This is a genomic window from Pseudomonas sp. ASL8 (assembly GCF_056680355.1).
Genome location: NZ_CM155278.1, coordinates 3242893 through 3268940 on the forward strand (window position 1 = coordinate 3242893; position 26048 = coordinate 3268940).

Below are 26048 nucleotides of genomic sequence, written 5' to 3' on the forward strand. Positions count from 1 at the left end.
CGTGGCCAATAGCTTCACGATCACGATCAGCGCGGTGGATAAAGCCACGGCGACCGTGCGCAAGGTCAACGATGCTATTGGTCGCCTGACTCGTCCGTTCGAAGACGTCGGCAAGTCCTTCAAAAGCCTCGGCCACGAACTGGGTTTCGAAAAAATCGGTAAAAGCCTTGGCAGCATAGGGCGGGATGCCGGGAGCGCGGCACGCAGTATCGGCAACATTGTTGCCCCTATGGCCGCTATCACTGGCCTTGGCTCCGTTGCCGGTATAGCGGCACTCGCCGATAACTGGGCTCACCTGGGCCGGTCCATCGATAACAGCGCGCGCGGCATCGGCATTTCTGCCGGTCAACTACAAAGCGCCCAAGGTGCGGCGAAGTTGCTCGGCATTGATGCGTCGACGACTACTGCCAGCCTGGATGGCTTGGCCACCACAATGCAGGATGCGCAGTGGGGTCGTAATCAGGGAGCGCTGTTGATGCTCAACAAGCTCGGTATCGGCTTGAAGAAGACCAAGGAAGGAGCGAGCGACGTCATTGGTGAATACAAGGCGGTGGCCAACGCGATCGCCAAGGAAACAAACCCGCAGGTTCAGGCGCTGATCGCCAACAGCGTAGGTCTTGGTGCAATGCTGCCATTCCTGCGGGAAGGTGCGGACGGCATCGAGCGCTACGAAACGATGGTCAAGCGCCTGGGCTATGTGATGGGTGATGACGCCGTGAAGCGCGGAAAAGAATTCTCCATGAGTTTGGCCGGCCTCGGCATTGCTGTTGATGGGGTCAAAAACTCTATCGGTGACAACCTTATTCCTGTCATGAAACCGTTGGTTGACCAGTTCGGCATATGGCTGGCGACCAACCGGGAGTTAATCGCCACCGACATCGGTGAGTGGGCGAAAGGCTTCGCCAAGTGGATCAACAGCATCGACTGGAAAGGCGTCGGCGATGGAATCGTCAAATTTGGCGACGGTATTGGAAAGGTCGTTGGCTGGCTGGGAGGTTGGGAGAACGCAGCGCTTGTAGTCGTCGGCGTGATGAATATCGGCTTGATCGGCAGCGTACTTTCTCTGGGTGCAACGCTGCTCCGTGCCGGTGTCGGCATCGTGGCTTTCACGGGATTGCTCAGCGGCTGGAAAGTCGCGGCGCTGGAGGCAGGCGCTGCAACTGATGCTGCAGCAGCGAGTAGAGGTTTGCTGGGCTGGATTGGCGCCGGTACGGCCGCAGTCGGGACAGGCGTGGCCGCGATGCTTTATTCGCCCACGCTGAACGATGGGGAAGACAAAGAGGTTGAGCGCATTAGGTTGTCACAAGGTCGTTCGGCAACCGAAGGGAAAACCCCGGGCTTGGATGCCGCCTCCAATGCCTGGAAGAAGTTGAAGGGTGTCGACAAAGACACTTCAACCTCCGCCATGGATTACTTCAAGGCTCAGGGCTGGACCAAAGAGCAGGCCGCTGGCATCGTCGGCAACGGCATTGCCGAGAGCAATCTTGATCCTAAAGCAACGGGCGACTGGGGATTAACGGGGCCTACGGCCCGCGGGATCTTTCAGTTACATCCCGATCGGCAAAAAGACTTTGAGAGCTGGGCTGGCTTCAAAATTACAGATGATCGAGCCGACCGACTGAAACAACTGGAATTTGCCAACTACGAGCTCACCCAGGGAAAGGAGGCTGCAGCGGGCAGAGCGTTAAAAGGCACCACCGATGCCGAGTCTGCCGGCGAAGTAGGGTCGCGGGCATGGCTACGTCCTGGAACAAGTGAAGAAGCAAGGGCAAGAGAGGCCGCCACACGCGGCGCCCTAGCCAATCAACTGACGCTGCCTGCTCTGGCACCGGCCGGCCCTTACAGCAAACCAGCTGACGCCAATGGGGCCGCGGGAGCCGCCGGTCCCACCGGAACGGTGAAGGTCGAGATCGAGCACAAAAACTTGCCAGAAGGCACAAAGGTCAATGTGAAGTCAGAGGGTAACGTCCAGGCATCCAGCCGCATCGCTTATTCTGGAGTGGGGTCAATCGCATGAGCTTGTTGTCCGATATCATCCAGATCGCCACAGACGCCAATAAGACATGGCCCGAAATGCTCAACCAGGCTTCGTTCCGGGGTGTACCGTTTGCGGTCTACGGAGGCGAGGCGCGGTTCGGCCGCCGCTTGGCGCTGCACGAATACCCTGGTCGCGATAAACCATTTGTCGAGGACATGGGGCGCTCGACTCGCCGCATCCGGATGACGGGCTTTCTGGTGACGGACAGCCTTGTCTATGGCGGCGGCAACGTTCTGGCGCAGCGCGATTTATTGGTGGGTGCGGCAGAGCAGTCAGGCCCTGGTGCATTGATGCACCCCACGCTAGGGGCTCTGAATGTCAGTATCCCCGACCAAGGCTTGAGCGTTATAGAGCGCTGGGACATGGGTCGCTATTTCGAGATCAGCTTCACCTTCATCGAGTCAGGCAACCGGATCTTTCCCAGTATCACCACGTCCACCGGCAGCCTGCTGGATAAGCTGGCGGCGGCCCTGGGCTTGTCGTCGGTGTTGGACTTTGTGCGCAAGGTCATTGGCGGGATCACGGCGGTCATCAATGTGGTCGAGGGGGTCATCAAGTTCGGCAAGGCGATTGTCGGCATGGTCGTCGGGGTGATTGCCTCGTTCAAAATGCTGGTGGGGCGGATCATGCGCGATGTGCGCAGCATCACCAGTCTGGCCGGGTTGTTGACCGGGAACTTTGGGCGCTACGCAGACGGCAACCTGAGCAACGCCCGGATCGACAGCAAAAAAGCCAAGAACAGCAGTGCAACCATGGCGGATCTGATCGCCAAGAACACCACCAACCGGGCGGCAGTGGATACGGCCCTGGATACCCTGGTCAGTGCAGCGGCGAATCTGGACGCCAGCAGCGGCCTGGCCTTCACCGCTGCGGTTCAGGGCGTGATGGATGCCCTGGTCGCCGGGATTGCCGATCCGGGGCATGCCTTGACCCTGCTGGCCCCGTTGGCCCGCTACACCCCGGCCGCCTTCAATGGCAGCGGCAGTATTGGTGTGGCCCGTGGGATTGCCCAGGATGCTACGGCGGCCCTATTGCGCCGTGCTGCGCTGGCATCAATAGGCAAGGTGGTGGCGGCCTATGTGCCCAATTCCTATGACGAAGCCATGCGCACCCTGACCACGGTGACCGGCTTCATCGACGCGGAAATTCTGGTCGCTGGCGATGCCGGGGACGATGACAGTTACCGGGCCTTGATCGGGCTGCGCCAGGGTGTGGTCAGTGCATTGACCACCACGGGCGCCACGCTGCCCGCGCTGGAGACGTTTTCCTTCCGGGCGCCACTGCCGGCCCTGGTCATGGCCAATCGGCTGTACCAGGACCCCGCCCGGGCTGATGAGCTGATCCAGCAGGCCAACCCGATTCATCCGGCGTTTATGCCCATCAGCGTTCAGGCGCTGGCCAAGTAAGGACACCCCGTGAAAGACGACGAACTCTATCTGACCTCAGGCGATCAGGTGGTCACCGGCTGGACAGATATTCGGGTCACGCGGGGCATTGAGCGCTTGCCCAGCGACTTCAATATTGGCCTGACTGAGCTGTACCCCGATGAACTGGCGCACCTGGTCATCGAGCCCGGCGCCCCCTGCCAGGTGCGTCTAGGTGAAGATCCGGTGATTACCGGCTATGTGGACCACTTTGTACCGAGCATTGGCCCGGGCGATCATTCCATCCGCGTCAGTGGCCGGTCCAAGTGTTCAGACCTGGTGGATTGTGCCGCCGAGTGGTCGGGGGGGCAGATCAGCGCGACCACGGTGCTGGGCATCGCCCAGAAGCTGGGCTCGGTATATGGGCCATTGATCAACGGTGTGCCGGAGGGCATTGCCGTGACGACGGATGTCAAAGACCTGATTATCCTGCCGCAGACCAACCTGATGCTGGGCGAGTCGGCCTTTGAAATCATCGACCGCATGGCGCGCTTCTCGGCGGTGCTGGCCTATGACCTGGCCGATGGCAGCCTGTTCCTGACCCAGGCCGGGACCCGGCGCGCAGCCAGTGGTTTTACCGAAGGGGTGAATGTCGAGCGTGCATATATCGACTTTTCGGCGGACCAGATCTATTCGGATTACAACACCTATATCCAGTCTATCGACACCTATACCGACCTGGGCCAGGGCGGTAACCAGCTAATCCCTACCCATGACCTGAACTGCAAGCGGCACCGGGCGATGGTGATCATTTCCGAAGGGGGTGGGCTGGGCAACGAGGTGGCAGTGCAGCGGGCGCTATGGGAATCGGCCCGGCGGTTTGGCCGGTCCCGAATCATCCGTCTGACCACCGACAGCTGGCGTGATGCCTCTGGCGCCTTGTGGGAGCCCAATACCCTGGTGCCGGTGTCCTTGCCGCGCTTGAAGTTCAGGGCCGAAAGCCTGCTGATCAGTGAGGTCACCTTTATGCGCAATGCCTACTCGGGGACCACGGCCGAACTGACCTTGATGGCCCCGGAAGCCTTCCTGCCGCAGCCTATCAACCTCATGCGCCTGTATGGCGATGTCGCTCAGGTGCATCCATGAACGATGCCCACGGGGTGATGCAACGCCTATGGCGCCGCTTGCAACTGGTCACGGGCTGGGGCCGGGTCAGCTTCAGTGATGACAGCCAATCGGCGCAGTTGCTACAGATCAAACTCAATGATTCGGAAACCCGCGACGGCACCCCGCGCATTGCGGAATTTGGCTTCACCTCGCGGCCGCCGGATGAGTCGGATGTGGTGCTGGTGTTTCTGGGCGGTGATCGTTCGAAAGGGGTGGTCGTGGCGACGGGGCATCAGCCCAGCCGCCCCCGGGACCTGGTGCGTGGTGAAAGCATGCTCTACGACCTGTGGGGCAAGAGCATCTATCTGACAGCGGATGGCGGCATCGTGATCGAGGCGCAGGGCACCCCGGTCACGGTCAATAACGCCACGGTGGTGACGATAAACGCCTCGGAAAAGGTCCAGCTCAATACGCCGTTGTTGCAGGTGACCGGCCTCAATGGCGTCGGTGGGGTGGTTAAGGTCGGTACTGGCTGGACCGGTTCATATTCCACCCCGACCGGACAAGTCGTCACGGTACAAGACGGAATTACCACCAATTGTGTTTGAGGTGCTTATGAATCCCCAGGGATCACAACCAGTTAATACTAGCTACTTCCAGTCGCTGACTGACCAGGTTAACGGCGCGGCCAGTTGCGCAGATCTGCAGACGCTGACCAACGATGCGTATGCCTCGATCAATACGATGATCGCGAGCATTGAGGCCCAATTGGCACTGTTAGCCCCGGTGCTTAGTCTGCTGAGTGGCCCGTCGGCTAACCTGGGCGCAATCGTTACCTGGATCAACTCATTTATTGCGAGTTTCCTGACCCCGCTGACCAAGCCGTGCACCACCTATACCGCCCAGCTGGCGGAACTGGTGGCGCAGATGTCTGCGCTGTCGACCGCCATCGCGGCCAAGGCCTCAAGCTTTGAGCAGTGCGTGGTGGCAGTTCCGCCAGTGGTAACCGCGTAATGACCGATATCAGCACCACCTGGCTCGTCGAGTACGGCACTGGCGATTGGTCGATCAGTGACGGTGCCCTGGCCAGCGGCGATGACCTGGCCACGGCGGTCCTGCTCAGCCTGTTTACGGATCGCTTGGCCGATGAGTCCGATATTCCCCCGGATGGCAGTACGGATCGCCGAGGCTGGTGGGGGGACGCGGGTGAGGACATCCCTCTGGGCTCGCGCCTGTGGTTGCTGGATCGCTCGCGCCTGGACACGAAGACCGCCAATACCGCGCGGATCTACATGGAAGAGGCACTGAAATGGCTGATCGACGATGGCGTGGCCGCCAGTGTCACGGTGCTGACAGCGATTGCCGGCAACAGCCAGCTCAACACCCTGATCAATATTGCCCGCAGCGATGGCCGCGTGATCCCGCTTAGCTTCAGCTGGGCCTGGCGATAGAGCTGAACCCGCGCCCCACCCCGACCGCCTTGAGCGGTATTTTTTTGCCTGGAGTTTATCCGCCATGCCATTTGCAAGACCTTCACTCTCGGACCTGCGGTCGATGGTGGCCGCTGATATCACCTCGGGGCTGCCGACAGCGGACGGCCTGTTGCGATTCTCCAATTTACAGATCATGGGCAAGGCGGTGGCGGGCCTCGGTCATCTGAATTACGGCTATCTGGACTGGATCGCCCGCCAGGGGGTGCCCTACACCGCGTCCGGCGAGTTTTTGGAAGCCTGGGCGGCACTGAAAAAGGTCTATCGGAAAACCCCTACCGCCGCTGGGGTGTTGCCTGCGGCACCGGGGGCGGTGACCTTCCCGGCGACCCCCGGGGTAATGATTGCCGCTGGTACGCAAGTGGTGCGCGCCGACACGGCGACCTTCAGTGTCCAGGCTCAGGCGACGGCCGGGGCGGGGAACACCATTACGGTCCTGGTCAGTGCGGACGTGGTCGGTGAGGCGGGCAATACCCCAGCCGGCAGTTTGATGACCCTGGGTGCTTCGCTTCCCGGGGTGCAGTCGACAGGGGCGGTCACCGCCGTGATCACCGGCGGTGCGGACCAGGAGCAAGACGATTCGCTGTTCAGCCGCATGCTGGCGGCTTACCAAAGCACGCCCAATGGTGGCTCCAGCAACGATTACGTGCTCTGGGCCGAGGCGGTTCAGGGGGTGACCCGCGCCTGGTGTACGCCGAATGGCTTCGGCACCGGCACCGTGGTCGTGTATGTGATGTTCGATGATGCCAATTCGGCCTACCTGGGGTTTCCCCAAGGCACGAATGGGATCTCATCCAGCGATAACCGGGTGACGGCTCCGAGTCTGGCGGCTGGCGATCAACTGACGGTGGCCAACAGCCTGTTCAGCCTCCAGCCAGTGACGGCAATGGTGTACGTCTGCGCGGCGCTGCCCAAGCCGATCAACTTCACCATCACCGGCCTGACCGGGGCTTCTGCCACGGTCCGCGCCGCGATTGCGGCGGCCATCGCCGAGCTGTTTGTCGAGCAGGGCGCACCGCAGGCGGATGGCTCCTTTGTCGCTCTAGGCGACATCGAGTCGGCCATCGCTGCCATCGCCTCGACCAAAGGCTTTGTCATCACCGCCCCGGTGGCCAACCTGACGAACACCGCCGGCTACCTGCCGACGCTGGGCAGCATCATTTATGGGTGATGCCGCCATGTCGAAATATTCGTTTTCCAGTGCTGACTTTACTTCGGCCCTGCTGGGCTTGCTCCCGCGCGGGCGCGTATGGCCCAAGGATCTGAGCAGCATTCAAGCGCAGGCCGTGTCCTGTTTCGCCCCGACCTTCCAGCGCCTGAGTGATAGCGCTGTGGGCCTGCTGGGCGACATGTTCCCCGCGACCACGATCAACTTTCTGGGCGAGTGGGAGGCCACTCTGGGCCTGCCCGATCCTTGCGCAGGCATGTCACCCACCTTTCAGGGTCGGCGCAACCAGGTGCTAGCCCGCTTCACCAACAGCGGCGGGCAATCCATCCAGTTCTTTCAGGCGTTTGCCCTGGGGCTGGGGTACGCCGTGACCGTCACGCAATACGCTCCGTTTCGCTGCGGGCAAAGCATCTGCGGTCAGCAGCTCGGCGGCCTCGACTGGTTTTTCGCCTGGGCGATCAATGCCCCGATCAACACCATCAGCCACTTCCAGTCCGGGCAATCGGCCATGGGCGAGCCCTTGTCCTGCTGGGGCAACACGGTGCTGGAGTGCGAGCTGTCCGAAGCCAAGCCCGCCCATACCATTTTGCAATTCCATTATTCGTGAGGCCCTAGATGTATCAAATTGATAACTCAACCGCCGTTGCTGTCATCCCCGCGAGTACGGCGGTAGGTTCGCCCGGTTTTTTCACCGATGGCAACCCGGTGAGCAATATTCCGGCGACGATCCTGCCCGCCGAATTCATGAACATGCTGATGATGGAGATGCTGGGGGTTCTATCTGCTGCTGGCGTTGCACCGTCAAAGTCGAATTTCACCCAGCTGGCTACAGCGATTCGCGGCGTGAACCGACAGGCCGCTATCCTTGCTGATACTGGCATTGCCGGCGCCTACTCGGCGGTGAACGTTCCGGCGCTTACTGCGCTTCCGTCCACCGGCTACGCGCAGTGGGTCAACATCGCGCACGCCAACCCCGGGGCGGCGACTTATGCGCCGGATGGCCTGGCCGCTAAGCCGATCTATGGCTTGGGTCTGCAGCCACTTCAGGGTGGCGAACTGCCCGTGGGCATCGCCGTGCTGCGCTATCTGGTCCAGGCGGGGGTAAACAGCGGTAATGGTGCCTGGATTATTACTGAGGCGCTGGGCGGGGCCGTCCAAGTCGCTCCCGGCTCAGCCTCCAGCCATGCCGCCACTATTGGTCAACTGCAATCCGGCAGCCCGAGCTTTGCCGCCGATACTGGGGTGGCCAATGCCTATGTGTGCGCCTTCACGCCCGCGCTTACGGTTCGTAATGAATCGGCCCCGCTGCGGATTAAGGTAAAAACCACCAATACCGCAGCCTGCACGCTCAATGATGGCCTTGGCGTGGCCCCCTTGGTAGGTGGAGCGCATACACCGCTTCAGGGTGGCGAACTGCTCGCCAATGGTGATGCGTGGGTGCAGTGGAATCCCAGCGTGGGCGCCGGGTCTTATGTCCTGCTGTTTTGCACAGGCGCGGCTGAGCAGGTAGCCACGGCCACGAAAAGCCAGCATGCGATGCAGCTCGGCCAGGCCGTCGGCCGCGTACTCAATATCCAGGAGTTTACGGCGAGCGGAACCTACACGCCCACGGCCGGCATGAATAACGCTCGGGTGCGAGGGGCGGGCGGCACTGGTGGTAGCGGCGGAGTTGCAGCCACCGCGGCTGCACAGACCGCAGTGTCTGGCGGCACGGCGGCGGGTAGTTATTTTGATGCGTGGCTTTCGGCAGCAACAATCGGGGCTAGTCAGTCGGTAATCGTTGGCGGAGCGGGCGCTGCGGGTGCGGCGGGCGCAAACGGTAGTGCGGGGGGTGCGACCTCATTCGGAGCTCTACTTAACGCCCCGGGTAGTCTAGGTAGTGGTGCCGCAGGAGCAGTATCCACCAGCTCGGCAGGCGTATCTCCGGGCGGGGCTCAGGGGGCGATTGCTACGGGAGGCAACATTGTTAATGGTGTCGGCAGTGCTGGCGCCTCAGGTCTGACAGTTAACGGCGGTACTGCGCCTGGTGCGGGAGGATCTTCACATCTTGGCGCGCCAGGTGCGTCAGGCGTAACAAACAACCCATCGGCAGCAGCCAAGGGTGGCACTGCTGGATCTTCAGGCATTCTAATCATCGAGGAATACGCATGAGTAATTACGCACTGATTGAAATCTCTACGGGCATGGTAGTAAACACCATTGTTTTAGATGACAGCGCAGCCTGGGGCCCTCCGGACGATTGTATCGTCATTCAGACGGATGTCGCCAGTATCGGCTGGACCTATGCGGATGGCGCGTTTTCTGCCCCTCCGGCTGTACCTCCGACTACTGTCGAGATTTTGGCAGCCAATACCAGAACTCAAACACTGCTACTTACAGCTGCAACGCAGGCCATGACGCCTCTGCTTCTATCCTTGCAGCTGGGAAATGCCACGACTGATGAGACTGCTTTGGCGAAGTCGTGGCAGGCCTACTATCGAGCAGTGCAGGTGGTAGATCTAACGGTAGAATCGCCGACATGGCCGGACATTCCGGGGTAATAAGCTCCATAGGTACCGTCCGCTCGGTCTTGGAAGATGCGCCGGAACTAATGTCGCTAGCGCATCATGATAATCCGAGATTCAAACGCTATAGTTTCAGCGCTCCGGATCCAATAATCATCTTGGCTATATACATTGAGCCTTCAACGTTTAGGTGTATAGAGTCTCGGTACAGAAGATCGTTTTTGTTTGCCATACTGCAGGTTTTTTCGCTGCAGAAAAACTGATCTACTGGTACAAACCTTGCCCTACTCGCAGCCTTGACTGAGTCCATGAGTATGCCAAGATAATAAGATTTTTCATTTATGTGTTCCTGCAAAGGCATTTCGCAGTTGTTATCGCTCAAGCTGAATCGGCGACCATATTTGCACTTTTCCGGACTGAACGAAAAAACGGGTATATCGCCAAATAGGTATACTGACTTCCCGGAGTCGAGCAGCATTTTCAAAGTTTTCGTAATGCTCAGCTCTGGGTCTTTTACTCCTGGCTTTATTTTGTCGGTCCATAGCGCGCTTATTATTATCGTTTTGATATGCTTGTCTTGGGAAATTAGCTCTAGTGCTTGCGTGAATTGCGGACTGTCAACTCCCGGAAGCTCTAGCTGTGTGAATGCGCCGACATTTACTCCTTTGAGCTGGTCAGCCATTCCTGGAAGAAGTTGCTCGGCGTGGCTGTCGCCAATTATTAAGGTGTCGATCTGAGTGTTGGGCTGAGATTGAAAGCACCTATATCCATAAACTGGATCCAGCGAGGAAAGCTCTTTTAACTTTTGATTGGAGCACTTCGAGAATTTTGTATTCATGTATATGATGTATGGGTCCCTACCTATGTCGTTAGAAAATTTTGCGACAGGGGTTGCGCCTACCCGAGAAGAAAACCCTTCATTCACGTATATAGCGATAGATGCCATTACTGTTAGGAGCATGAGGAGGACAAGCGACAGTGTTTTTGTCTTGCTTCCAGAGCCTATTGCTCGTACAGGCTTTTCTACAAACTGATAGGTTGCCCAAGCGAATGCTGTGGCTGCTATTACTGCCAGTACTCGAACGTAAATCGCTGGCGTTTCGCTTTCAATTATTCGCACAAAAGAAAGCAGTGGCCAGTGCCAGAGATACAGCGGGTAACTGATTAGGCCGACTAATACCATCAATCGATTAGAAAGCAGCGTGCGATTTACCACCCCGCGTGCGCCCGCCGAAATCAAAAGTGCTGCGCCGCAAACCGGAATCAGCGCGAGCTCTCCAGGGAATGCATGGTCACTAGTGATGGTCAGAAGGCCAAGCACAATCAGCGCCGCCCCTGCCAGGGACATGACGTTGGCAAGGCGTGCAGATGGGCTGCAGCGCTCAGCCAAGCAGGACAGCAGTGCGCCAACCAGAAGCTCCCAGAATCGCGTTTGCGGGGAGTAGAAATCAGCCGTAGGGTCGTTTACGGACTGGCAAATATTAAGGACCAGAGACACAGCTATGAGCAGCCCAATCGCAGTCGGAAGGTGTAAGCGCAGCCTCCATATGGCGAGCAGCAGCAGGGGCCAAACGAAATAGAACTGCTCCTCAACGCCCAGACTCCATAGATGAAGCAGCGGTTTTGTATCAGCAGTAACATCGAAGTAGCTTGTTTCGCTCCACAGAACTAGATTGGAAACGAACCCGGCTCCTGCAATTGAGTGCTTGGCGAGCAACTTGTATTCATCGCCGAGCAACGCGAACCAGCCGAATACGAGGCAGGCGATCATAATCGTAATAAGCGCTGGGAAAATTCTGGCAATACGTCTTGAATAAAAATTTGCGATTGAGAATTTTTCTACTTGAAGTTCTTTGATAAGTATCGAAGAAATTAAGAAGCCTGAGATTACAAAGAATATGTCGACCCCGACGAACCCGCCAGCAAGTAGCGAGGGGAATGCATGAAAGAGCACAACTGAAATAACTGCAACTGCGCGCAACCCATCAATATCACTACGGTATTGAATCGGCGAGTGTTTCGCGGCGCCCTGCAATTTATCCTCAAGCTTTAACGACGTCATTGTTTAATAAATCTCCAGTGCTCTGCCTCACTGCGAAGCGGGTATAGCCTAACCGCTGGCTATCTTCCGTCAACGCCAAATTGCCGATTAAATTAATTTTTAGGTGAAACCATTCCCATCCCCCAGCAGCAGGTGCTGCAGATCCTCCCGAACGCTGACCCAGTTGCCGGCGTTTTATATTTGCGCCAGATGTATTGATCTAGCTATCCACCGAATACCCCACCCGCCTTGAGCGGGTATTTTTTGCCTGGAGAAAAGTAAATGCCCATTGCTCGCGGCCTCAGAAATAACAACCCCGGAAACATCGACTACAACCCACGCAATGACTGGCAGGGCCAATTGCCGCCCGACCCTACCATCGAGAAGCGCTTCGCTCGTTTCGACTGCCCTGAAAATGGAATTCGGGCACTGGGTAAGCTGCTCATCAACTATCGCGGCAAGGATGGCATGCCCGGTATCGGCCTCAATGGCATCGACACCGTACGCGAGACGATCAATCGTTGGGCGCCCTCCGTGGAGAACGACACCGAGGCTTATGTTGATGCCGTAGCTGATGCTGCTGGCGTAACGCCGAACGCGCCTATCAACATCCGCACACCGAGCATCTTGCTGGGGGTAGTGACCGCAATCATCAAGCATGAGAACGGCGGCAACCCTTATGCGCCGGCAGTCATTGCGGAAGGCGTGCGGCGGGCATTGGTATGAACGATCAAGTCGCAAAGCTCATCGGGGCTCTGGTGGTCGCGCTGGCCCTGATCGGGATCGGCGCAGCAGGCGCATGGAACTGGCAGGCCAACAGCTACGACAAGCAACTCGCCACCCAGAAGTCCACCTTCGACACTGATCTGACCAGCATCGCCAACGATGGCGCGGCCCAGTCACGCCAGGCTCTCGCCAAACAACAATCCGCTGAGCAGGCCCTGGCCGCTCTCGATCAGAAAGCCACAGAGGAAAAAACGAATGCACTCGCTGAAAATGACAAGCTGCGCGCTGATATTGCTTCTGGTGCTCGCTGGCTGCGCATCGCGGGAAGTTGTAGTGCCAGTGGCGGCAGCGTGCCCAGCACCGCCATCAGCTCCGGCATGGGCGATGCAGGAACCGTCGAACTCTCTCCAGCTTCTGGATCAACTATTCTTTCCATCAGGGCCGGGATCATTGCCGACCAAGCAGCCTTGAAGGCGTTGCGGTCGTATGTGATGAATGTGTGTCGATAGGGATGTGTTCGTTCGGCAGGACATATAGAGATGGCTGCGACCCATTCGTGCTGGGCTCCCGCAGTTATACGTGGACGTGGTAATTGTGATGTAGTAGGTTTGCGACCATTAAATATGGATATTTGGATGCGCATGACTAACAGTACTTGTCCCGTATGCAGCAGCAATCTTTCTGCTGGAGTCCAGTCGTGGCACTACAAATGCCGTGCTTGCCTCTACGAAAAAAGCAATCTGCAGCCCTCTATTAACGAAACATCATCACACAAACTCGTTAATGAGCCTGAAAGGGAAGCTGGCCTTCGCGAAATTAGGATGGGTAATTTCCGACAGCTGTTGAGAGAAATAGTTTTACTTAAGCCTTCTGGCGGAACGCTAGTCGATGTTGGCTGTGCTCATGGATGGTTTTTAGAAGCAGCAAAAACCCAATTCAACGTTCTTGGCATTGAGCCCGACGAAGCAGTATTCAACGTTACAGCAGGAAAGGGATTGCCAGTCAGGAAGGGATATTTTCCGGATGCACTGGAAGCCGGGGAAGCATTCGACGTAATAGTGTTCAACGACGTTGTAGAGCATATACCTAAGATAGAAGAAGTACTGAAAGCGTGCCATGAGAGACTTAATGGGGATGGCTTACTCGTATTGAATCTGCCAAGCAGCGATGGCATTTTTTACCAAATCTCTAGAATATTCACGAAGGTAGGTAAATTCAGTTTTTTTGAACGGCTATGGCAGAAGGGCCTTCCTTCACCTCACGTTCACTACTTCAACGCTAAAAATATTTCCGAGCTTCTGACAAAGAGTGGATTTGTAACTATAAAATCGGGAACGCTTCCTACGCTTGGCCTGCACGGGCTTTACACCAGGATTTCTAATGCCGGGAAGATTAGCATTGCATCACGAATCTTTATTTATTGTGTAGTGGCAGCATCTCTACCAATATTACGTCTGCTCCCGAGCGATATCGTATACGTCATAGGCAGAAAAGCCTAAGCGTGGCTCCCCGATACCGGGTCGGTCTTCCGCACCCGGTCAGCCCTCCGTCGAGTTATCCATGCTTGTAATTGACGTTGAGTCTAAATGAAAGTTAACTGTATGGATAAGCAGTTATAGGGCTGCGCCATGTACTTTTTTATTCGGTAGATGAGGCGACGCGAAGCCGCTTTACCCTGGAATAAAATTCATGCCATCTTTCCGCTGGAGGGCGACATCTATGTCCAGTCAGCTCAGTGCGAAGCGTTGAACCGGAATGCGGAGATAGCCACCGTCAGGAAGAGCAATCCGGTCGGGCCGGAGCAGCTCAACCCCTTGCTCGATGTCAGGCTGTCAGGGATGGCTACCGGTGGATTCGCGCTGAGTTGGGTAATTGCACTGACTTGCCCACCCGTTAGCATTCGACCTGACCAGCCTTTTGCATCGGACTTGACCGGCAGAAGTCGAATCATAGCTGCTCGTTATGGTTTCCAGGATATTGGAGACGCTTCACAACCCAGCACAAAAGCTTCACGTTTTACCTCTTTTAAAACAGACCGAAACACATAATCCGCTCTTCTTCATCTCATCCGAAAAACTCAATCGGATGTGCGCCCCCGCACGATCGGCTATCGCCTTTACAATCGATAAACCCAGCCCGGAGCCTGCTTCATCGGTTCCCAAACTGCGGTAGAACGGATCGAACACCAGCATTTGTTCTTCTGCGCTGATGCCTGGGCCTGAGTCCTTGACTTGAAGGATCACTGTTTCCTGCGCCAACTCGACCGTCAAGTCGACTCGTCCGCCAATGGGGGTATAACGGATAGCATTATCCACCAGATTCTTGACCAGGATTAACAGATCCATTGCGTTGATATTGACCTGTACGTCTTCGATGCTTTCAACACCGATATCGATGCGCTTGCGCTCTGCCAGCGGCAGTAAGTCCTCTAGTACCCGTCGATAGACTTCATGGACTGAAACTGATGTCTGTGATCGATCCGAGCTTGATTGTGCTGCCGCCAGGGCCAGCAGTTGATCGATCAATTGTCTGCTGCGTTCAATTCCCCGAGACAATGGCAAAAAACGTTCATAGGCCGCCGCCGACATTTCTATGGCTGACAGTCGCTCGGCTTGTAGTGACAGGGCCGTCATCGGGGAACGCAGTTCGTGGGCTGCGTCGGCGATGAAGCGACGCTGGGCTTCCATGGACTGCGCAACGCGCGTCAACAATCGATTGATGGCCACGACGAAAGGTCGGATCTCGGTTGGCAGGTGGTTATCGTCGATAGGATGCAACGCCTGTTCGTCGCGCTGATCGATTTCGTCCGAGAGGGTTGCTATGGGACGGAACAGTTTGCGTATCAGATCGCTAACCACCAGCAACAGCACCGGAAACAGAATGAGAAACGGCAACAGACTACGCCAAGCGCTCTTTCGCGCCTCTTTTTCACGCACGTCAGCTTCTTGGGCGACAACGATGCGTTCGCCACCGACCATTGTTCTAACCAGCACGCGAAAATTTTCGCCTGCCACGCTCAAGGTCGACAAGCCATCGGCTAGTCTTGCCGGGAAGGGCAACGGTGTTGTTGCGTCATCACTGCCGGTCGCTTTACTGCTGTCGGTCAGGTATTGGACGATAACCCTGGACTCTTCGTCGTCGCCAACTACCTGTTCAACCATAGGATAGTGAAAGGTCATCTTTTGCCGATCAAAAAGGATGGCCACTTGACGCAAGGTCTCGTCCTGCATTTCGTGCGTCTCTTTAATCGCAGAGACAAAAGCGAAAAAACCTGCCAGTACCGCCACGATCAGGATGGCCAGCGACAACGTTACAGACAAACGTACCTGTACCGAGTCATTCAAGCGCTTTTTGAAACCATCCATCCCATTCCCCTGACATTCTTGATGACATGGTTCCCCAATTTTCGCCGCAGTGCATGAATCAGAAACTCCACCGCATTGCTTTCCACTTCATTACCCCAGCCGTAAATACGGTCTTCCAGCTCACTGCGCGAGAGAATGGAACCAGGTCGTATTAATAGGGCCTGTAACAGGGCGAACTCGCGGCTGGAGAGTTGAATGTCGGGGGTTTCGGCGGTAGCCGCTTGTTTGGATAGCAGATCCAGCGACACTACACCGTTGTCCAGCACTGACTGGGCACTGCCGCCTTTGCGGCGTAAAACGGCGCGCATACGTGCCAGTAACTCTGCCATTGCGAAGGGTTTGAGCAGGAAGTCGTCCGCGCCGCCGTCGAGGCCGCGCAGGCGATCATCGAGTCCATCCCTTGCGGTGATGATCAGCAACGGTACCGGGTTGTTGCGTCCACGAATGCCATCGAGGACATCGAGCCCGTCTTTGCCGGGCAAGCCGAGATCCAGCAGCACCATGTCATAAGCTTGTGTTTCCAGTGCTGCAAGGGCGGTGAGTCCGTTTTTTACCCAGTCTGCGGCGTAGCTAGCATCGTTCAGCGCGCCTTGAATGGCATCCCCAATCATAGGGTCATCTTCGACCAGCAATATCCGCATTTATCACTCCAGAAAAAGGCGCGCCGATCATGACCGTCGCGCCTGTATTGAAGCATCTGGGCCGGCGTTTGTCCGTCGCCGGATCAACGCAATGTGCGGCTGTCGGTCACTGCTTGCCCTTCATGGAGTCGAAGGCTTTCAACAGATCATCCATCGAAGCCTTGCAATAGCCCTGCTTCGGTGTGCTGGCGCGCAGGGCGTCGAGTGCCCTATCAATGGCTTTGTCCAGCACATGCCAGTCACTTGCAGCCCGGGGTTTGATGCCAGCTTCGGCGGAGTCCCAGGACGTTTCCAGATCCTTGATGCGGGTTTTCGCCCCCGGCAGGTCATTTTTATCGACGAGCGCGGCGACATCGGTGGCGATGGTGCGGAACTCGGACAGATCGCCCAGTTTTGAACCGGACTGGGCGGATGCGCTCACCGATGTGTTCGGCGTGCCGGCACCGGGTTTGTCCGCAGGTTTCGAGCAGCCGGCGGCGACGCTGAGTAAAAAGATCGACGAGACGATGGCAACGTGGCGAATGACATTTTGAAGTGGACGCATGACAAATCCTTGATTGGCTTTTGAAGGGTTACTGAGTGACGGTTTTGCGGTTGCCAATGCTGATTTGCGCGACCGCAACCAGAAGAACAATGACGCACAGGAAGATAGCGCTGGTCCAGGCGGCGCCCATGCCGAGGCCGCCGTAGGTTTTGGCCTGGGTCAGCAAGTCGCCGAGGGAGGCGCCAAACGGACGGGTAAGGATGTAGGCGATCCAGAAGGTAAGCACGACATTGCCGCCCAAGCGCCAGGCCACCAGGGTGGTGGCGATCAGCCCACCGAAAATCACGGCGCCGAGGGTGAAGCCCAGGCCCAGCGCTTCAGTGGCTAGGTCGCCCGCTGCTGTGCCGAGAGCAAAGGTGCAAAGCACTGTCGTCCAGTAGAAAAGCTCCCGTCGCGGGGTGACGATTTCGCGGATCGACAGGTTGTGCTCCACCCGGTACCAGACCAGGAAATTGATCGTCAGCAGAACGGCAAAGACCACCGTGCTGGTGTACAGGCTGATGTCGAGCATGTCGGTCATGATGTCCGTGATCTGTGTCCCGACGATGCTTACCAGCACCACGGTTAACCAGTAGATCCGGGGTGAATAGGCCTTGGTACGCAGTTGGAAACACAACGCGAGCGCTAGCAAGACGGCCATACCGATGCTCGTCCAACCAGCGCCAAAACCGGCATCCACGGCCAGAAAGTCCGCTCCGGTTTCACCCACCGTCGTGGACAGAATCTTGATCACCCAGAATGACAGCGTCACCTCGGGTACTTTGTTGAGCCATCCGGATTTTTCGGGATTCATGTGCGGGTAGCCTCTCCTGAGCGGCGCTGAACTTGCGCAGGGGGGAAGATACTTAGCGAAACTTAGCTGAGACTGAGGGACGGCAATACGATTGCCGCAGTTCTCTTGCCGGGTAGATCGCTGAAGGCATTACTCCGGATTTGGGAACGTTACATATTACTTCCGCAGCCTATTCTGGAGGCTGGCATGCGCAATTGTCTGAATCGGAACCGATCGGCAGTTTTCTACCGATCATGGCTACGAAGCGTGTTGGTCAAATCCGAAGCAATCGTTGGTCAGATCAAATGCAAACACGGGAATCAAGTGGAGTGCAATTTCGCACTGAGTAGCGTGGAAGAGATTGACTGCTTTCTTTATGCGCAGTCGTGGTATTGCAAGTCGCGTGATTGAGATTGTGTTCGGTCGGCAGGACGCCGGGGAAGGGTATTTGCTCGTACCACTTTCTGTACCAAATGAGGTTTTTTCAGGGGGTTTCAGGGGTGTTTATTGCCCCGCAAAGCCCCTATATCCCCATTTCCTAATACTCCAGCTAATCCGCACATGGTGCTTAAACCCTATGTGTTCCGGACCTTCCAGGGCTATGGGTGCTTGGCACATACCCACTGCGATACCTCAAACCAGGTGTTCGCAGCACGCTCAACCCATAGCGGTCAGGTCCTGTTTTGGAACGGACATAGTGCTCTGATCTTTCACCCGTTCCTTCCGGCGCAAACACATCATCAGAGCGCGCCGCCGTAAGTGGTCGTGCTTTTTCGAGTACATGCAGCGCTCGATCGTTCAATAGAACTTCCCGAGTGGTCTTGGTTGGGGGCTTTTCCCAGACGCTTCCATTGATGAGTATCCGGCAAGGTCGGGCGGTTCGCTGTCGCCGGTCGACCTCGCTACAGCACGGGGCCGTCAACGCCTCCGGGCACATACCGGTATAAGAAAAAGCGTAGAAATTACGTAAGGTGATGGGGAGGCATATGCATCGGAAAATTAATCAACACGCTCCGCTGCTCTGGCCCCGGAGCTTCGGGATGGAGCTTGTTTTCTGATGGCGCTGAGGGGGACTTCGCTGAGTGGCGTGATTCCAATTCATGGTCTATTTGTGTATTCCGGCGCGGGGCCGGCTCAAGGAGATTGCCATGCATTTGGTTGTGGAAAGACCTTATCCCGTGGACTACATCCATCCAAACGGAGAGCAAGCAAAGATCGACTTCATTTGGGGGGATCCAAAAAGTATGGCGCCTATCGGAATTACTATTTGGCTCAGGGCTGGCAATGACAGCGTAAAACTCGGCGAGGAAATGGGCGAGTGGCGCACCTTTGGCGAGGCCTTGCGACACGGCATCAATCTCGCGTTCACTTGGCTTAGTCGCTGAAACTGAACGCTTGATGACAGTGCTCATGCCGCCAGCAGCTGTGCTTGCTGGCGGGGTCCCTGCTGGACGGCTCGATGATTGAATCGGCCTTTTCCGTGGCCGACGACAAGAGGGGGCCCCGGTCTGGCTTAAATATGTAACCACGCCAGTGTGCCCAGCACGACGCTGACACCCACCGCACTGTACGCCACCTTTTTGAGCCACTCTTTGCGCGTCAACAAGGTAATCGCCGCCAGCGAAATAGCGATCTGAATTGCCGTCATCGCCTGCGCCCAGCGGTGATGCTGATGCAGTGCCAACTCTGACTTTTCATCCCACGCTCGCGCCTCTGTCTCAAGGGCTTCAGCGTTCTTGCGCACGGTTTCTTTTTCATTTTTATAGCGCAGGGCTTCGGCGGTGTAATGCGCGGCATCCAGGCCGGGGATATGGATCGCCAGTTCAGAAAGGTTTTGCCGACTGGATTTAGCCTGGTAGTAATTCCACAGGTTGGACGCTTCGGTTTTTTTGATCGCGGCGTTGTTCTTGTCCATTGCGGCTTCGCTCTCCGTGGAGCCGGCCTGATAGCTGAGCAATGCGCCGAGGGTCGCCATAATCGCCGTCATCACCGCTATCTTGCCCGCGAAATTGTCGCCGCTGGCATGGGCGTGTTTGTTGACGTGTTCCAGATGATGTTCGTGCGGGCTGGGGACTTCGAAGCCTTCAGACATGGACGTTGATCTACGCGAATGGATAAGTGTCGAAGTGTAAACGCAGGATCGACGGAGGCGCCATGTCTCGATCTGCGATTTGCCCCCTTTTCATCGCTGGATGAAAGCGCCGCCCCACAGAGCACACAGCAGCAGTATTTGGCCCGGTATCACGTGCCGGGAAAACGTTGCCCCGCCACTGGTCCACGCGACCAGGCATTTTGTGCAGGCATTGCTGCTCATGGCCGCTAGAATCGGCAGAACAGCACTGGCCGCCGGCAGTTGACCGGCGGCTACCAACGAGGCGACAGAGGCAGAAGGGGCGTGGGTGTCGGCAAAGCCACCCAGAACCGTGGCAATAAACACGCCGCCTTGACCGAACCAGGCCAATAGCGCTGCAGACATTAGCGAGATGCCCGCGATACTCACGGCGACCAGCAGCGCCAGCTTGATGCTGAAAGCACCACCGACATCATCGGCAGGACTGCTTTCGGTGTTTCTCCCCAAATAAATGAATATCAGGGCATAGACCAGGGTGGTCGTGAATCCCAGGGACAGGGGCAGCCACATCAGTTCGAGGGTCGGGAGGCTGACTGCGGCCAGGACCAGGCTCATTTGTACGAGGGTGGCGAGCGAGGACAGAATGGCGGCGGTGCTGGCCGGCAGCATCAGTGCCGGTTCTTTACGCGCACGACTTCCCATGACCGCGATGGTCGCAGCGCTTGAAGCGAAGCCCGAAGCGATGCCGGTGATGGCGAGTCCATTGCGTGTGCCGAGCAAGCGCATGGCCACATGACCGGCGGCTCCAACCGCCATTATCAAGACGGTGAGTGTCCAGACTGTGCGCAAGTTGATCGCAGCGAACGGACCGATAAATCGATCAGGCACAAGGGGCATTATGACCAGCGCGGCGGTGGCCAGGATCAGACCGTCACGGACCTCTCTCTCGGACAACTGCGTGCGGACAAAGTGATGCAGGCCCTGACGATAGGTGAGCAACAGTGACAGGACGACGCCGAAGGCAATGGCCAGAGCAGGATCGATTGAGCACAGCCCGCCCAGCACCAGAACCAATAGCAGGGCAATCTCTGTGGTCAAGCCAGGGTCCTGACTGCGGGCTTTGAAATAGGCAATGGCCGCCAGTACGGTCACGCCAAGCAGCGTAATGGCAAGCAACAGCTCCCCACCCAACAGCATGCTGACGTAGCCAAGCAATGAGGTAATGGTGAATGTCCGCAGGCCGGCAAAGCTACGGTCCTTGCCCTGGCCTTTCCTGCGCTCGCGCTCCAACCCCACCCATAGACCAATGCCCAGGGCGGCGGCGAAATTGGCAATACTGTCGAAATCATCCACAGCGTGTTATTTCCTTTTGGCTGGATGCTGTGCACGCACCCCAATGGTTGTGCCGCTAAGAGAGTAAGCCATTGTTTATCCCTTGGCGGCCCGCAAATCCACACCTTGCTGTTCAAAGCAGAAGGGCTGACCTCGTCGGTGCTAACTGTTTACCTCAGTTGAACCCTCCGAATACATAACGTGGTCAGTCCTATTCATGTCAGCAGGTTGTATTTTATGACTGTCTCACCCCGTTCAAACGCTAAAAAACCGGTTCAACCCAACCTCGATTTCATCAAGAGCAAGATCCCCGCCTGGCTAAAGGAGGCAAACCCCACGCTGCGTGAAACCCTGCGGGTGCAAATGGCAGTCAGTAGTTTTTCGAGAAAGCGGGTTGCCGAGGTGCTTAAGGAACTGCAGAGCATCGACACTTTCGCCGAGCCGTTGTTGACCAAGGCGTTGCACGACTGGTTCAACGTGAAGGTGGATGTGCGCACCGCGATGTTCTTTAACCGCAACGTCGACTACAGAAGGTCCAGCAGCAGTCTGCTGGAGGCTGCGCTGCAAAACTTCGAAGCGCACGAGGGTAACGATGGTGGCTTCAAAACAGGCTCTGGCGTGTTTCTCAATGAGCACTCTGGAGAGCGTCTGCCCATTACCCCTGAACAGTTTGCCCGTGCTTGTCGCAATCTGAACCTGGGGCAGCTTTATCAGGATCACCTTGATTCGGTATTTCAACCCTACACCGGGCTGGATGAAAATCCCGCAGCGGTACGCGCTAATCGTCGAGCGCTGTTCCTGGTCAGTGAGAAGGATGCGCTATCGGTGGAAATCACTGTCGCACGCATCAAGGGGGATATCAGCGAAAGCGCCTATCAGATGATGTTGCAGGTGGCCGCTCAGCGCTCGGAGACTTCACTGGCGAGTGTCGTACGATTAACCCTGTTCGAGACGCCGATCCATAAAATAGTGGTGATCAGCGCGGATCGAAGCCATGAGGATGGAAAGGCGTTGCCCTGCGTGGCGTATATCCCGGGAGACCCTCTGCACCCATTGAAGGAGTACGCCTCAACTGCTGATTTCGCCAAGGCGCTGACCGAGCGTTTAGGGTCAGCGGATTATCAGCAGTTCTTCAGTCGCTTTATCACTCAACGGCAACGGCCTGCTTTTTTCAAAGCCCTGAACTCGCGGCTTTTTCCTTCGCTGCCTTACCGCGCCTTCACACCAGACCCTGTTCTGCAGAAGGGCGCTGCTGATACGTCCTTGATCAAAAGACTGTTCCCCAGTCCGAGAGCCGTCTGGACGCAAACACTGGATAAAAATGCCACCCTGAGCTTCGGTGAAACAGCACTGGTGGGTAACCTGTTCGTGACGCTTTACCGTCAGCAACTGCAACAAGTGCTCGATGATGCGCGCTACTTGGCGGTGCGCACCGACGATGAGGATTTCAAGAGCAGCCTGGCCTTCTACGATGAGTTTCTGGGCATTGGTTTGAGTGTCCTGAATCTCGCGGCTTTTTTCGTTCCGGGTGTGGGCGAAATCATGATGGTGGTGGCCGGCGCGCAGTTGTTCAATGAGTTCTTCGAAGGTATCGAGGCCTGGAATCACGCTGAAATGGAGGAAACGCTGGCGCACCTTTTTGGTGTGGCAACTAATGCGGCCTTGATCATTGCGTTGGGGGCAAGCGGGGCGTCCCAAATGCCAGCCGTCGAAGGTTCGGCCTTTATCGACTCGCTGATCGAAGTGAAACTGGCCAATGGTCAGAGCCGCCTGTGGAAGCTCGACCTCAAGCCGTTTGAATCTGACGTACTGCTGCCTGATTGGGTCGCGGCGGATGCCGAAGGGCGCGTCACTCATGAGGGCAAGGACTACCTGCCATTGAACGACAAACTCTATCGGATAGCGCTTGATCCGGCGATCAACGCCTGGCGGATCAAACCCCCGGTCTATACCGAAACGTATTCGCCCCTCCTTGAACATAACGGCGCAGGCGCATGGCGGGTCGAGGGCGAAAGCCCGCACAGCTGGCAGATCAAAACGCTATTCAAGCGGTTGGGGCATTCGGTAGATTCCCTTTCCGAAAAAACAGCCGAGCACATTCTGGCACTCACAGGGACTGATGAAACGCGGCTGCGCAGGATCCACCTGGGAAACCAGGCCCCGACACCACAGTTGGCTGACACCATAAAGCGGTTTCGACTGGACCAGGCGTTGGTGCAGTCCGGTACGCACGAGGACTTGCCCGCGGTATTCAACGCGCAGTATCAGGCCAGCGAGGCCTCCGCCGATCCGCTCGTCAACGTGATCAAACGAGACTTTCCGAGCATTACAACGGCAGCCGCCAAGGAGATTGTAGCCGAGGCCAGTGCCGCCGAAGTTGCGCAGATGACCGGACAGCAACGCATACCCGTGCGTCTGGCAGGACAGGCCCGTGTCTATGTGCGGGAAACACAACTGAACCGTGCCTATGAAGGGTTTTTCCTTGCTTCGGGCAGTGCTCACCCAGACACCCTCAAGCTCGCGCTGGTCTCGTTTGAAAAGCTGCCGGGCTGGCTGGCGGACCTGACGATAGAGGTCCGACAGGGCTCCACGAGTGGTCAGTTGCTGAATCGTGTCGGCAGCCCGACGGCGTCCCAGGTTAAAACGCTGGTCAAGCGTGGCAAGACTTATCAGGCTCATGACAGCGAGGGCAACGAGCTACACGCGCCTTCTGATTTTTTTACTGCGGTTATGCAGGCGTTGCCTGACTCGGTCCGTGAGTCTATCGGCGTACCCGACGTCTGGAACGTCAGGCAGTTCAAAGAACGCCTGGCCACGGTCGCCATGGGTCAGCGCGATGAAGCTGCCAGGGTTCTCGGCCAATCGCGCGTCAGACAGATATTCACTCTGCCGTCCCGTCTGTCCAATAGCCGAATCGGCTATCCGTTGAGTGGGCGTGGGGCGATGGCAGCGGCTGTTGTGTATCAGCAAGAGAGCGTAGAGGCACTCAGTGAAAGACTGCGCACGTTTTATCCTGAAAGCGCTGATGCGGGCCACATCGACCGGTTGGCCGGCCGAGATGTAGCGCGGGTCAGCGAGCGTTTGAATGAGCAGATTCAAGCATTCGGCACCTTGCGCAATGCACTGGATGGCTGGGTCGATATTTCGGAGTCCAATCCGCTGCTGACTGCGCTGGAACGTCAAACAAGAGGGCGAATCGCAGACGAACTTTCTCGTGCCTGGCGCTACAGCGAGCATGTGATAGCCGTCATGCCAGAGCCGCGAACCACGTTTAGTCTCGATTCCTTTACCTTGCCTGACCTCTCGGATCTGCCGGATCTGCCGGATTACTACAGCAAAATTAAAGAAATCATCCTGAGCAATGTGACGGCTGACGCCGGGCAACTCGATGTGTTCTTGAGCAAATTTACAGGGCTAAAAGAACTGTCTATTACTAACGGCGGACTTTCACGTGTACCCCCAGGGCTGGCCGGATTCACCCAACTGAATTATGTGTCTATTGCCTGTCAGGACATGGTGATTGACCAGCAGGCCATGGACGTATTCATTGCGATGCCCCGGTTGCTGACGCTGGATCTGTCGGGCAATACACTGGGCAGTTTTGTCGGTAGCAGCGGGTTGAGGCTGGACACGTTGGCCCTTGAGTCGATGGGGTTGGCCGAATGGCCGCAGTGGGTCGAGGACATTCCACTGCAGGAACTCGACATATCCGATAACCAGATCGTGCATTTACCCGATCACATTGTGCAGAACCAACGCTCCAGCGACCAACATTTGACTGTCAGGGCGTATGGGAATCCGATTTCCCATGACGATCTGCAGACCGCATGGGTCAATGACAGTGGCTGGAATCAGCGCTATTCGTTGCTTGCGGATTACCCGGGCGACATCAGGCGGCTCCCCTCGCGGCGTGCGTCGTCCTCGGACTCTGAGGCTTCGGACAGTCTATTTTCCTCTCCTGAATCTTCAGACTCGGAGCCATCGACTCCAGATCCACAGGCCGCGGAGGGTGTGCATCTCTGGCAGGTACCGGGAAACGATTCACTGAACAGTCGAATCGAGCTCGCCTGGCAACGGGTTGAGGAGGCCAACGATGCCCCCTATCTGCTATCGCTGATTCAACAATTGCAAGGCAGCGAAGACTTCCGCCGGGTCCATGAAGAACTGACCATTGAAGTACTTGGGGTGCTGGAGGCCGTGGCAGAAGACGCTGAGTTGCGAGGCACGCTGAATGCGAGAGCGGCACAAGGCTGTGAAACCTGCACGGACGGTGCGCGCTTGCTGTTCAGCGATGTTCAGGTAGAGGTCTACAGCCGAAATGCCCTGTTGAACGTGCCCGAGGAAGGAAAAGGCGGCGTTTTGTTCAAGCTGGGCAAGAGTCTGTTTCGTCTCGAGGCCATCGAAGCAATCGCCGAGAAAGATATCGCCACCAGGAAGAGCATGAGATTGCTCGTCGATGAAGCCGAGGTACGTTTGGCTTATCGAACGGATCTGGCTGACCGGCTGGGTTTGCCTGCACAGCCCCACGGCATGAATTTCAGGCGAATAGCGGGGGTGAGCGAGGATGCGATCATCAGCGCCGAAGGCACCGTCTTGCAGCGCGAGCAGGCGCTTGAGTACGTTGACTCCATGATCCAAAAGCGCTTCTGGAGCGATTACTTGCACCAGCACTATGCAGCTCGGTTCGAGGAAAGGCTGACTTCGTTCGATGAGCGACTCGAAGACCTTACAGCGTCACCCCCGGCAATGGAGGGTGAGTATCTCAATCAGATAAATGCCTTGCGCCAGGAGCGAGAGGAGGAAGAAAAACGCGTGTTGAGCGAGTTGACCCTATTGGAGCGGTGGACGTTGGAAGGCATTTGATCACGGTCATTTGATCGTTTCC

23 protein-coding genes are annotated in these 26048 nt (G+C 56.9%); 15 read left to right on the forward strand and 8 right to left on the reverse strand.

The annotated features are described in order from the left end of the window. The first annotated feature begins 1 nt into the window (after position 1). The 10 genes from AC1MEA_RS15010 to AC1MEA_RS15055 all read left to right on the forward strand — a co-directional run bounded on the left by AC1MEA_RS15010 (position 2) and on the right by AC1MEA_RS15055 (position 9707). Entirely contained in the window at positions 2–2017 is a 2016-nt protein-coding gene (locus AC1MEA_RS15010; protein WP_480416624.1) for a phage tail tip lysozyme, read from the forward strand. Further along, positions 2014–3444, forward strand: coding sequence for a DNA circularization protein (locus AC1MEA_RS15015; RefSeq protein ID WP_480416625.1), 1431 nt, complete (start codon positions 2014–2016; stop codon positions 3442–3444). Before AC1MEA_RS15010 ends, AC1MEA_RS15015 begins: the two co-directional genes overlap by 4 nt. 9 nt (positions 3445–3453) lie before the next feature. Next, positions 3454–4548, forward strand: coding sequence for a phage baseplate assembly protein (locus AC1MEA_RS15020; RefSeq protein WP_480416626.1), 1095 nt, complete (start codon positions 3454–3456; stop codon positions 4546–4548). After that, entirely contained in the window at positions 4545–5117 is a 573-nt protein-coding gene (locus AC1MEA_RS15025) for a phage baseplate assembly protein domain-containing protein (protein ID WP_480416627.1), read from the forward strand. The genes AC1MEA_RS15020 and AC1MEA_RS15025 overlap by 4 nt, the downstream gene beginning before the upstream one ends. A 7-nt stretch (positions 5118–5124) precedes the next feature. Continuing rightward, positions 5125–5523, forward strand: a complete 399-nt coding sequence (locus AC1MEA_RS15030; RefSeq protein ID WP_480416628.1) for a hypothetical protein — start codon at positions 5125–5127, stop codon at positions 5521–5523. Further along, positions 5523–5960: a phage GP46 family protein gene (locus tag AC1MEA_RS15035; RefSeq protein ID WP_480416629.1), complete on the forward strand. Its 438-nt coding sequence runs from the start codon at positions 5523–5525 to the stop codon at positions 5958–5960. Before AC1MEA_RS15030 ends, AC1MEA_RS15035 begins: the two co-directional genes overlap by 1 nt. A 64-nt stretch (positions 5961–6024) precedes the next feature. Beyond that, positions 6025–7170: a baseplate J/gp47 family protein gene (locus AC1MEA_RS15040; protein WP_480416630.1), complete on the forward strand. Its 1146-nt coding sequence runs from the start codon at positions 6025–6027 to the stop codon at positions 7168–7170. Between the two features lie 7 nt (positions 7171–7177). Continuing rightward, entirely contained in the window at positions 7178–7774 is a 597-nt protein-coding gene (locus tag AC1MEA_RS15045) for a YmfQ family protein (protein ID WP_480416631.1), read from the forward strand. 8 nt (positions 7775–7782) lie between these two features. Then, complete coding sequence (locus AC1MEA_RS15050) at positions 7783–9318, forward strand: hypothetical protein (protein ID WP_480416632.1); 1536 nt, start codon at positions 7783–7785, stop codon at positions 9316–9318. Then, positions 9315–9707 carry a tail fiber assembly protein gene (locus tag AC1MEA_RS15055; RefSeq protein WP_480416633.1) on the forward strand — a complete coding sequence of 131 codons (393 nt, stop codon included), beginning with the start codon at positions 9315–9317 and terminating at the stop codon, positions 9705–9707. Before AC1MEA_RS15050 ends, AC1MEA_RS15055 begins: the two co-directional genes overlap by 4 nt. Before the next feature lie 88 nt (positions 9708–9795). On the opposite strand, the gene AC1MEA_RS15060 is transcribed toward AC1MEA_RS15055, so the two are convergent. Beyond that, positions 9796–11733 carry an acyltransferase family protein gene (locus AC1MEA_RS15060; RefSeq protein WP_480416634.1) on the reverse strand — a complete coding sequence of 646 codons (1938 nt, stop codon included), beginning with the start codon at positions 11731–11733 and terminating at the stop codon, positions 9796–9798. Between the two features lie 261 nt (positions 11734–11994). Between AC1MEA_RS15060 and AC1MEA_RS15065 the strand changes: the two genes are divergently transcribed. The 3 genes from AC1MEA_RS15065 to AC1MEA_RS15075 all read left to right on the forward strand — a co-directional run bounded on the left by AC1MEA_RS15065 (position 11995) and on the right by AC1MEA_RS15075 (position 13937). Next, a complete protein-coding gene (locus AC1MEA_RS15065) occupies positions 11995–12438 on the forward strand; it encodes a structural protein P5 (protein WP_480416635.1) in 444 nt (147 codons plus the stop codon). Further along, complete coding sequence (locus AC1MEA_RS15070) at positions 12435–12947, forward strand: lysis protein (RefSeq protein WP_480416636.1); 513 nt, start codon at positions 12435–12437, stop codon at positions 12945–12947. The genes AC1MEA_RS15065 and AC1MEA_RS15070 overlap by 4 nt, the downstream gene beginning before the upstream one ends. Positions 12948–13079: 132 nt before the next feature. Next, positions 13080–13937, forward strand: a complete 858-nt coding sequence (locus tag AC1MEA_RS15075) for a class I SAM-dependent methyltransferase (protein ID WP_480416637.1) — start codon at positions 13080–13082, stop codon at positions 13935–13937. 233 nt (positions 13938–14170) lie between these two features. Here AC1MEA_RS15075 and AC1MEA_RS15080 read toward each other — a convergent pair whose 3' ends face one another. The 5 genes from AC1MEA_RS15080 to AC1MEA_RS15100 form a co-directional block, all read right to left on the reverse strand. Beyond that, entirely contained in the window at positions 14171–14389 is a 219-nt protein-coding gene (locus tag AC1MEA_RS15080; protein ID WP_480416638.1) for a hypothetical protein, read from the reverse strand. 58 nt (positions 14390–14447) lie between these two features. Further along, a complete protein-coding gene (locus AC1MEA_RS15085) occupies positions 14448–15803 on the reverse strand; it encodes an ATP-binding protein (protein WP_480416639.1) in 1356 nt (451 codons plus the stop codon). After that, a complete protein-coding gene (locus AC1MEA_RS15090; protein ID WP_480416640.1) occupies positions 15779–16444 on the reverse strand; it encodes a response regulator in 666 nt (221 codons plus the stop codon). Before AC1MEA_RS15090 ends, AC1MEA_RS15085 begins: the two co-directional genes overlap by 25 nt. Positions 16445–16550: 106 nt before the next feature. Then, positions 16551–16988, reverse strand: a complete 438-nt coding sequence (locus AC1MEA_RS15095) for a hypothetical protein (protein ID WP_201021515.1) — start codon at positions 16986–16988, stop codon at positions 16551–16553. A 28-nt stretch (positions 16989–17016) separates the two neighbouring features. After that, the gene (locus tag AC1MEA_RS15100; protein WP_480416641.1) at positions 17017–17781 is read right to left on the reverse strand and encodes a COG4705 family protein; all 765 of its coding nucleotides are present in this window, start codon (positions 17779–17781) and stop codon (positions 17017–17019) included. Between the two features lie 1127 nt (positions 17782–18908). On the opposite strand from AC1MEA_RS15100, the gene AC1MEA_RS15105 reads away from it, so the two are divergent. After that, entirely contained in the window at positions 18909–19145 is a 237-nt protein-coding gene (locus AC1MEA_RS15105; protein WP_219061554.1) for a hypothetical protein, read from the forward strand. 128 nt (positions 19146–19273) lie between these two features. Here the strand turns inward: AC1MEA_RS15105 and AC1MEA_RS15110 are convergent, their stop codons facing one another. After that, a complete protein-coding gene (locus AC1MEA_RS15110) occupies positions 19274–19852 on the reverse strand; it encodes a DUF4337 domain-containing protein (protein ID WP_219061553.1) in 579 nt (192 codons plus the stop codon). A gap of 90 nt (positions 19853–19942) precedes the next feature. Then, positions 19943–21184, reverse strand: a complete 1242-nt coding sequence (locus tag AC1MEA_RS15115) for an MgtC/SapB family protein (protein ID WP_480416642.1) — start codon at positions 21182–21184, stop codon at positions 19943–19945. 216 nt (positions 21185–21400) lie between these two features. Between AC1MEA_RS15115 and AC1MEA_RS15120 the strand changes: the two genes are divergently transcribed. Continuing rightward, positions 21401–26026 carry an NEL-type E3 ubiquitin ligase domain-containing protein gene (locus AC1MEA_RS15120; protein ID WP_480416643.1) on the forward strand — a complete coding sequence of 1542 codons (4626 nt, stop codon included), beginning with the start codon at positions 21401–21403 and terminating at the stop codon, positions 26024–26026. The last annotated feature ends 22 nt before the right edge of the window (positions 26027–26048 follow it).

Excerpts from the sequence above, each read along its gene's own strand:
- AC1MEA_RS15110 (WP_219061553.1), bottom strand. The coding sequence starts at position 19,852 with ATGTCTGAAGGCTTCGAAGTCCCCAGCCCGCACGAACATCATCTGGAA.
- AC1MEA_RS15050 (WP_480416632.1), top strand. The coding sequence starts at position 7,783 with ATGTATCAAATTGATAACTCAACCGCCGTTGCTGTCATCCCCGCGAGT.
- AC1MEA_RS15120 (WP_480416643.1), top strand. The coding sequence starts at position 21,401 with ATGACTGTCTCACCCCGTTCAAACGCTAAAAAACCGGTTCAACCCAAC.
- AC1MEA_RS15045 (WP_480416631.1), top strand. The coding sequence starts at position 7,178 with ATGTCGAAATATTCGTTTTCCAGTGCTGACTTTACTTCGGCCCTGCTG.
- AC1MEA_RS15100 (WP_480416641.1), bottom strand. The coding sequence starts at position 17,781 with ATGAATCCCGAAAAATCCGGATGGCTCAACAAAGTACCCGAGGTGACG.
- AC1MEA_RS15025 (WP_480416627.1), top strand. The coding sequence starts at position 4,545 with ATGAACGATGCCCACGGGGTGATGCAACGCCTATGGCGCCGCTTGCAA.
- AC1MEA_RS15105 (WP_219061554.1), top strand. The coding sequence starts at position 18,909 with ATGCATTTGGTTGTGGAAAGACCTTATCCCGTGGACTACATCCATCCA.
- AC1MEA_RS15095 (WP_201021515.1), bottom strand. The coding sequence starts at position 16,988 with ATGCGTCCACTTCAAAATGTCATTCGCCACGTTGCCATCGTCTCGTCG.
- AC1MEA_RS15075 (WP_480416637.1), top strand. The coding sequence starts at position 13,080 with ATGACTAACAGTACTTGTCCCGTATGCAGCAGCAATCTTTCTGCTGGA.
- AC1MEA_RS15065 (WP_480416635.1), top strand. The coding sequence starts at position 11,995 with ATGCCCATTGCTCGCGGCCTCAGAAATAACAACCCCGGAAACATCGAC.
- AC1MEA_RS15055 (WP_480416633.1), top strand. The coding sequence starts at position 9,315 with ATGAGTAATTACGCACTGATTGAAATCTCTACGGGCATGGTAGTAAAC.
- AC1MEA_RS15035 (WP_480416629.1), top strand. The coding sequence starts at position 5,523 with ATGACCGATATCAGCACCACCTGGCTCGTCGAGTACGGCACTGGCGAT.
- AC1MEA_RS15060 (WP_480416634.1), bottom strand. The coding sequence starts at position 11,733 with ATGACGTCGTTAAAGCTTGAGGATAAATTGCAGGGCGCCGCGAAACAC.
- AC1MEA_RS15015 (WP_480416625.1), top strand. The coding sequence starts at position 2,014 with ATGAGCTTGTTGTCCGATATCATCCAGATCGCCACAGACGCCAATAAG.
- AC1MEA_RS15040 (WP_480416630.1), top strand. The coding sequence starts at position 6,025 with ATGCCATTTGCAAGACCTTCACTCTCGGACCTGCGGTCGATGGTGGCC.
- AC1MEA_RS15085 (WP_480416639.1), bottom strand. The coding sequence starts at position 15,803 with ATGGATGGTTTCAAAAAGCGCTTGAATGACTCGGTACAGGTACGTTTG.
- AC1MEA_RS15090 (WP_480416640.1), bottom strand. The coding sequence starts at position 16,444 with ATGCGGATATTGCTGGTCGAAGATGACCCTATGATTGGGGATGCCATT.
- AC1MEA_RS15080 (WP_480416638.1), bottom strand. The coding sequence starts at position 14,389 with ATGATTCGACTTCTGCCGGTCAAGTCCGATGCAAAAGGCTGGTCAGGT.
- AC1MEA_RS15030 (WP_480416628.1), top strand. The coding sequence starts at position 5,125 with ATGAATCCCCAGGGATCACAACCAGTTAATACTAGCTACTTCCAGTCG.
- AC1MEA_RS15070 (WP_480416636.1), top strand. The coding sequence starts at position 12,435 with ATGAACGATCAAGTCGCAAAGCTCATCGGGGCTCTGGTGGTCGCGCTG.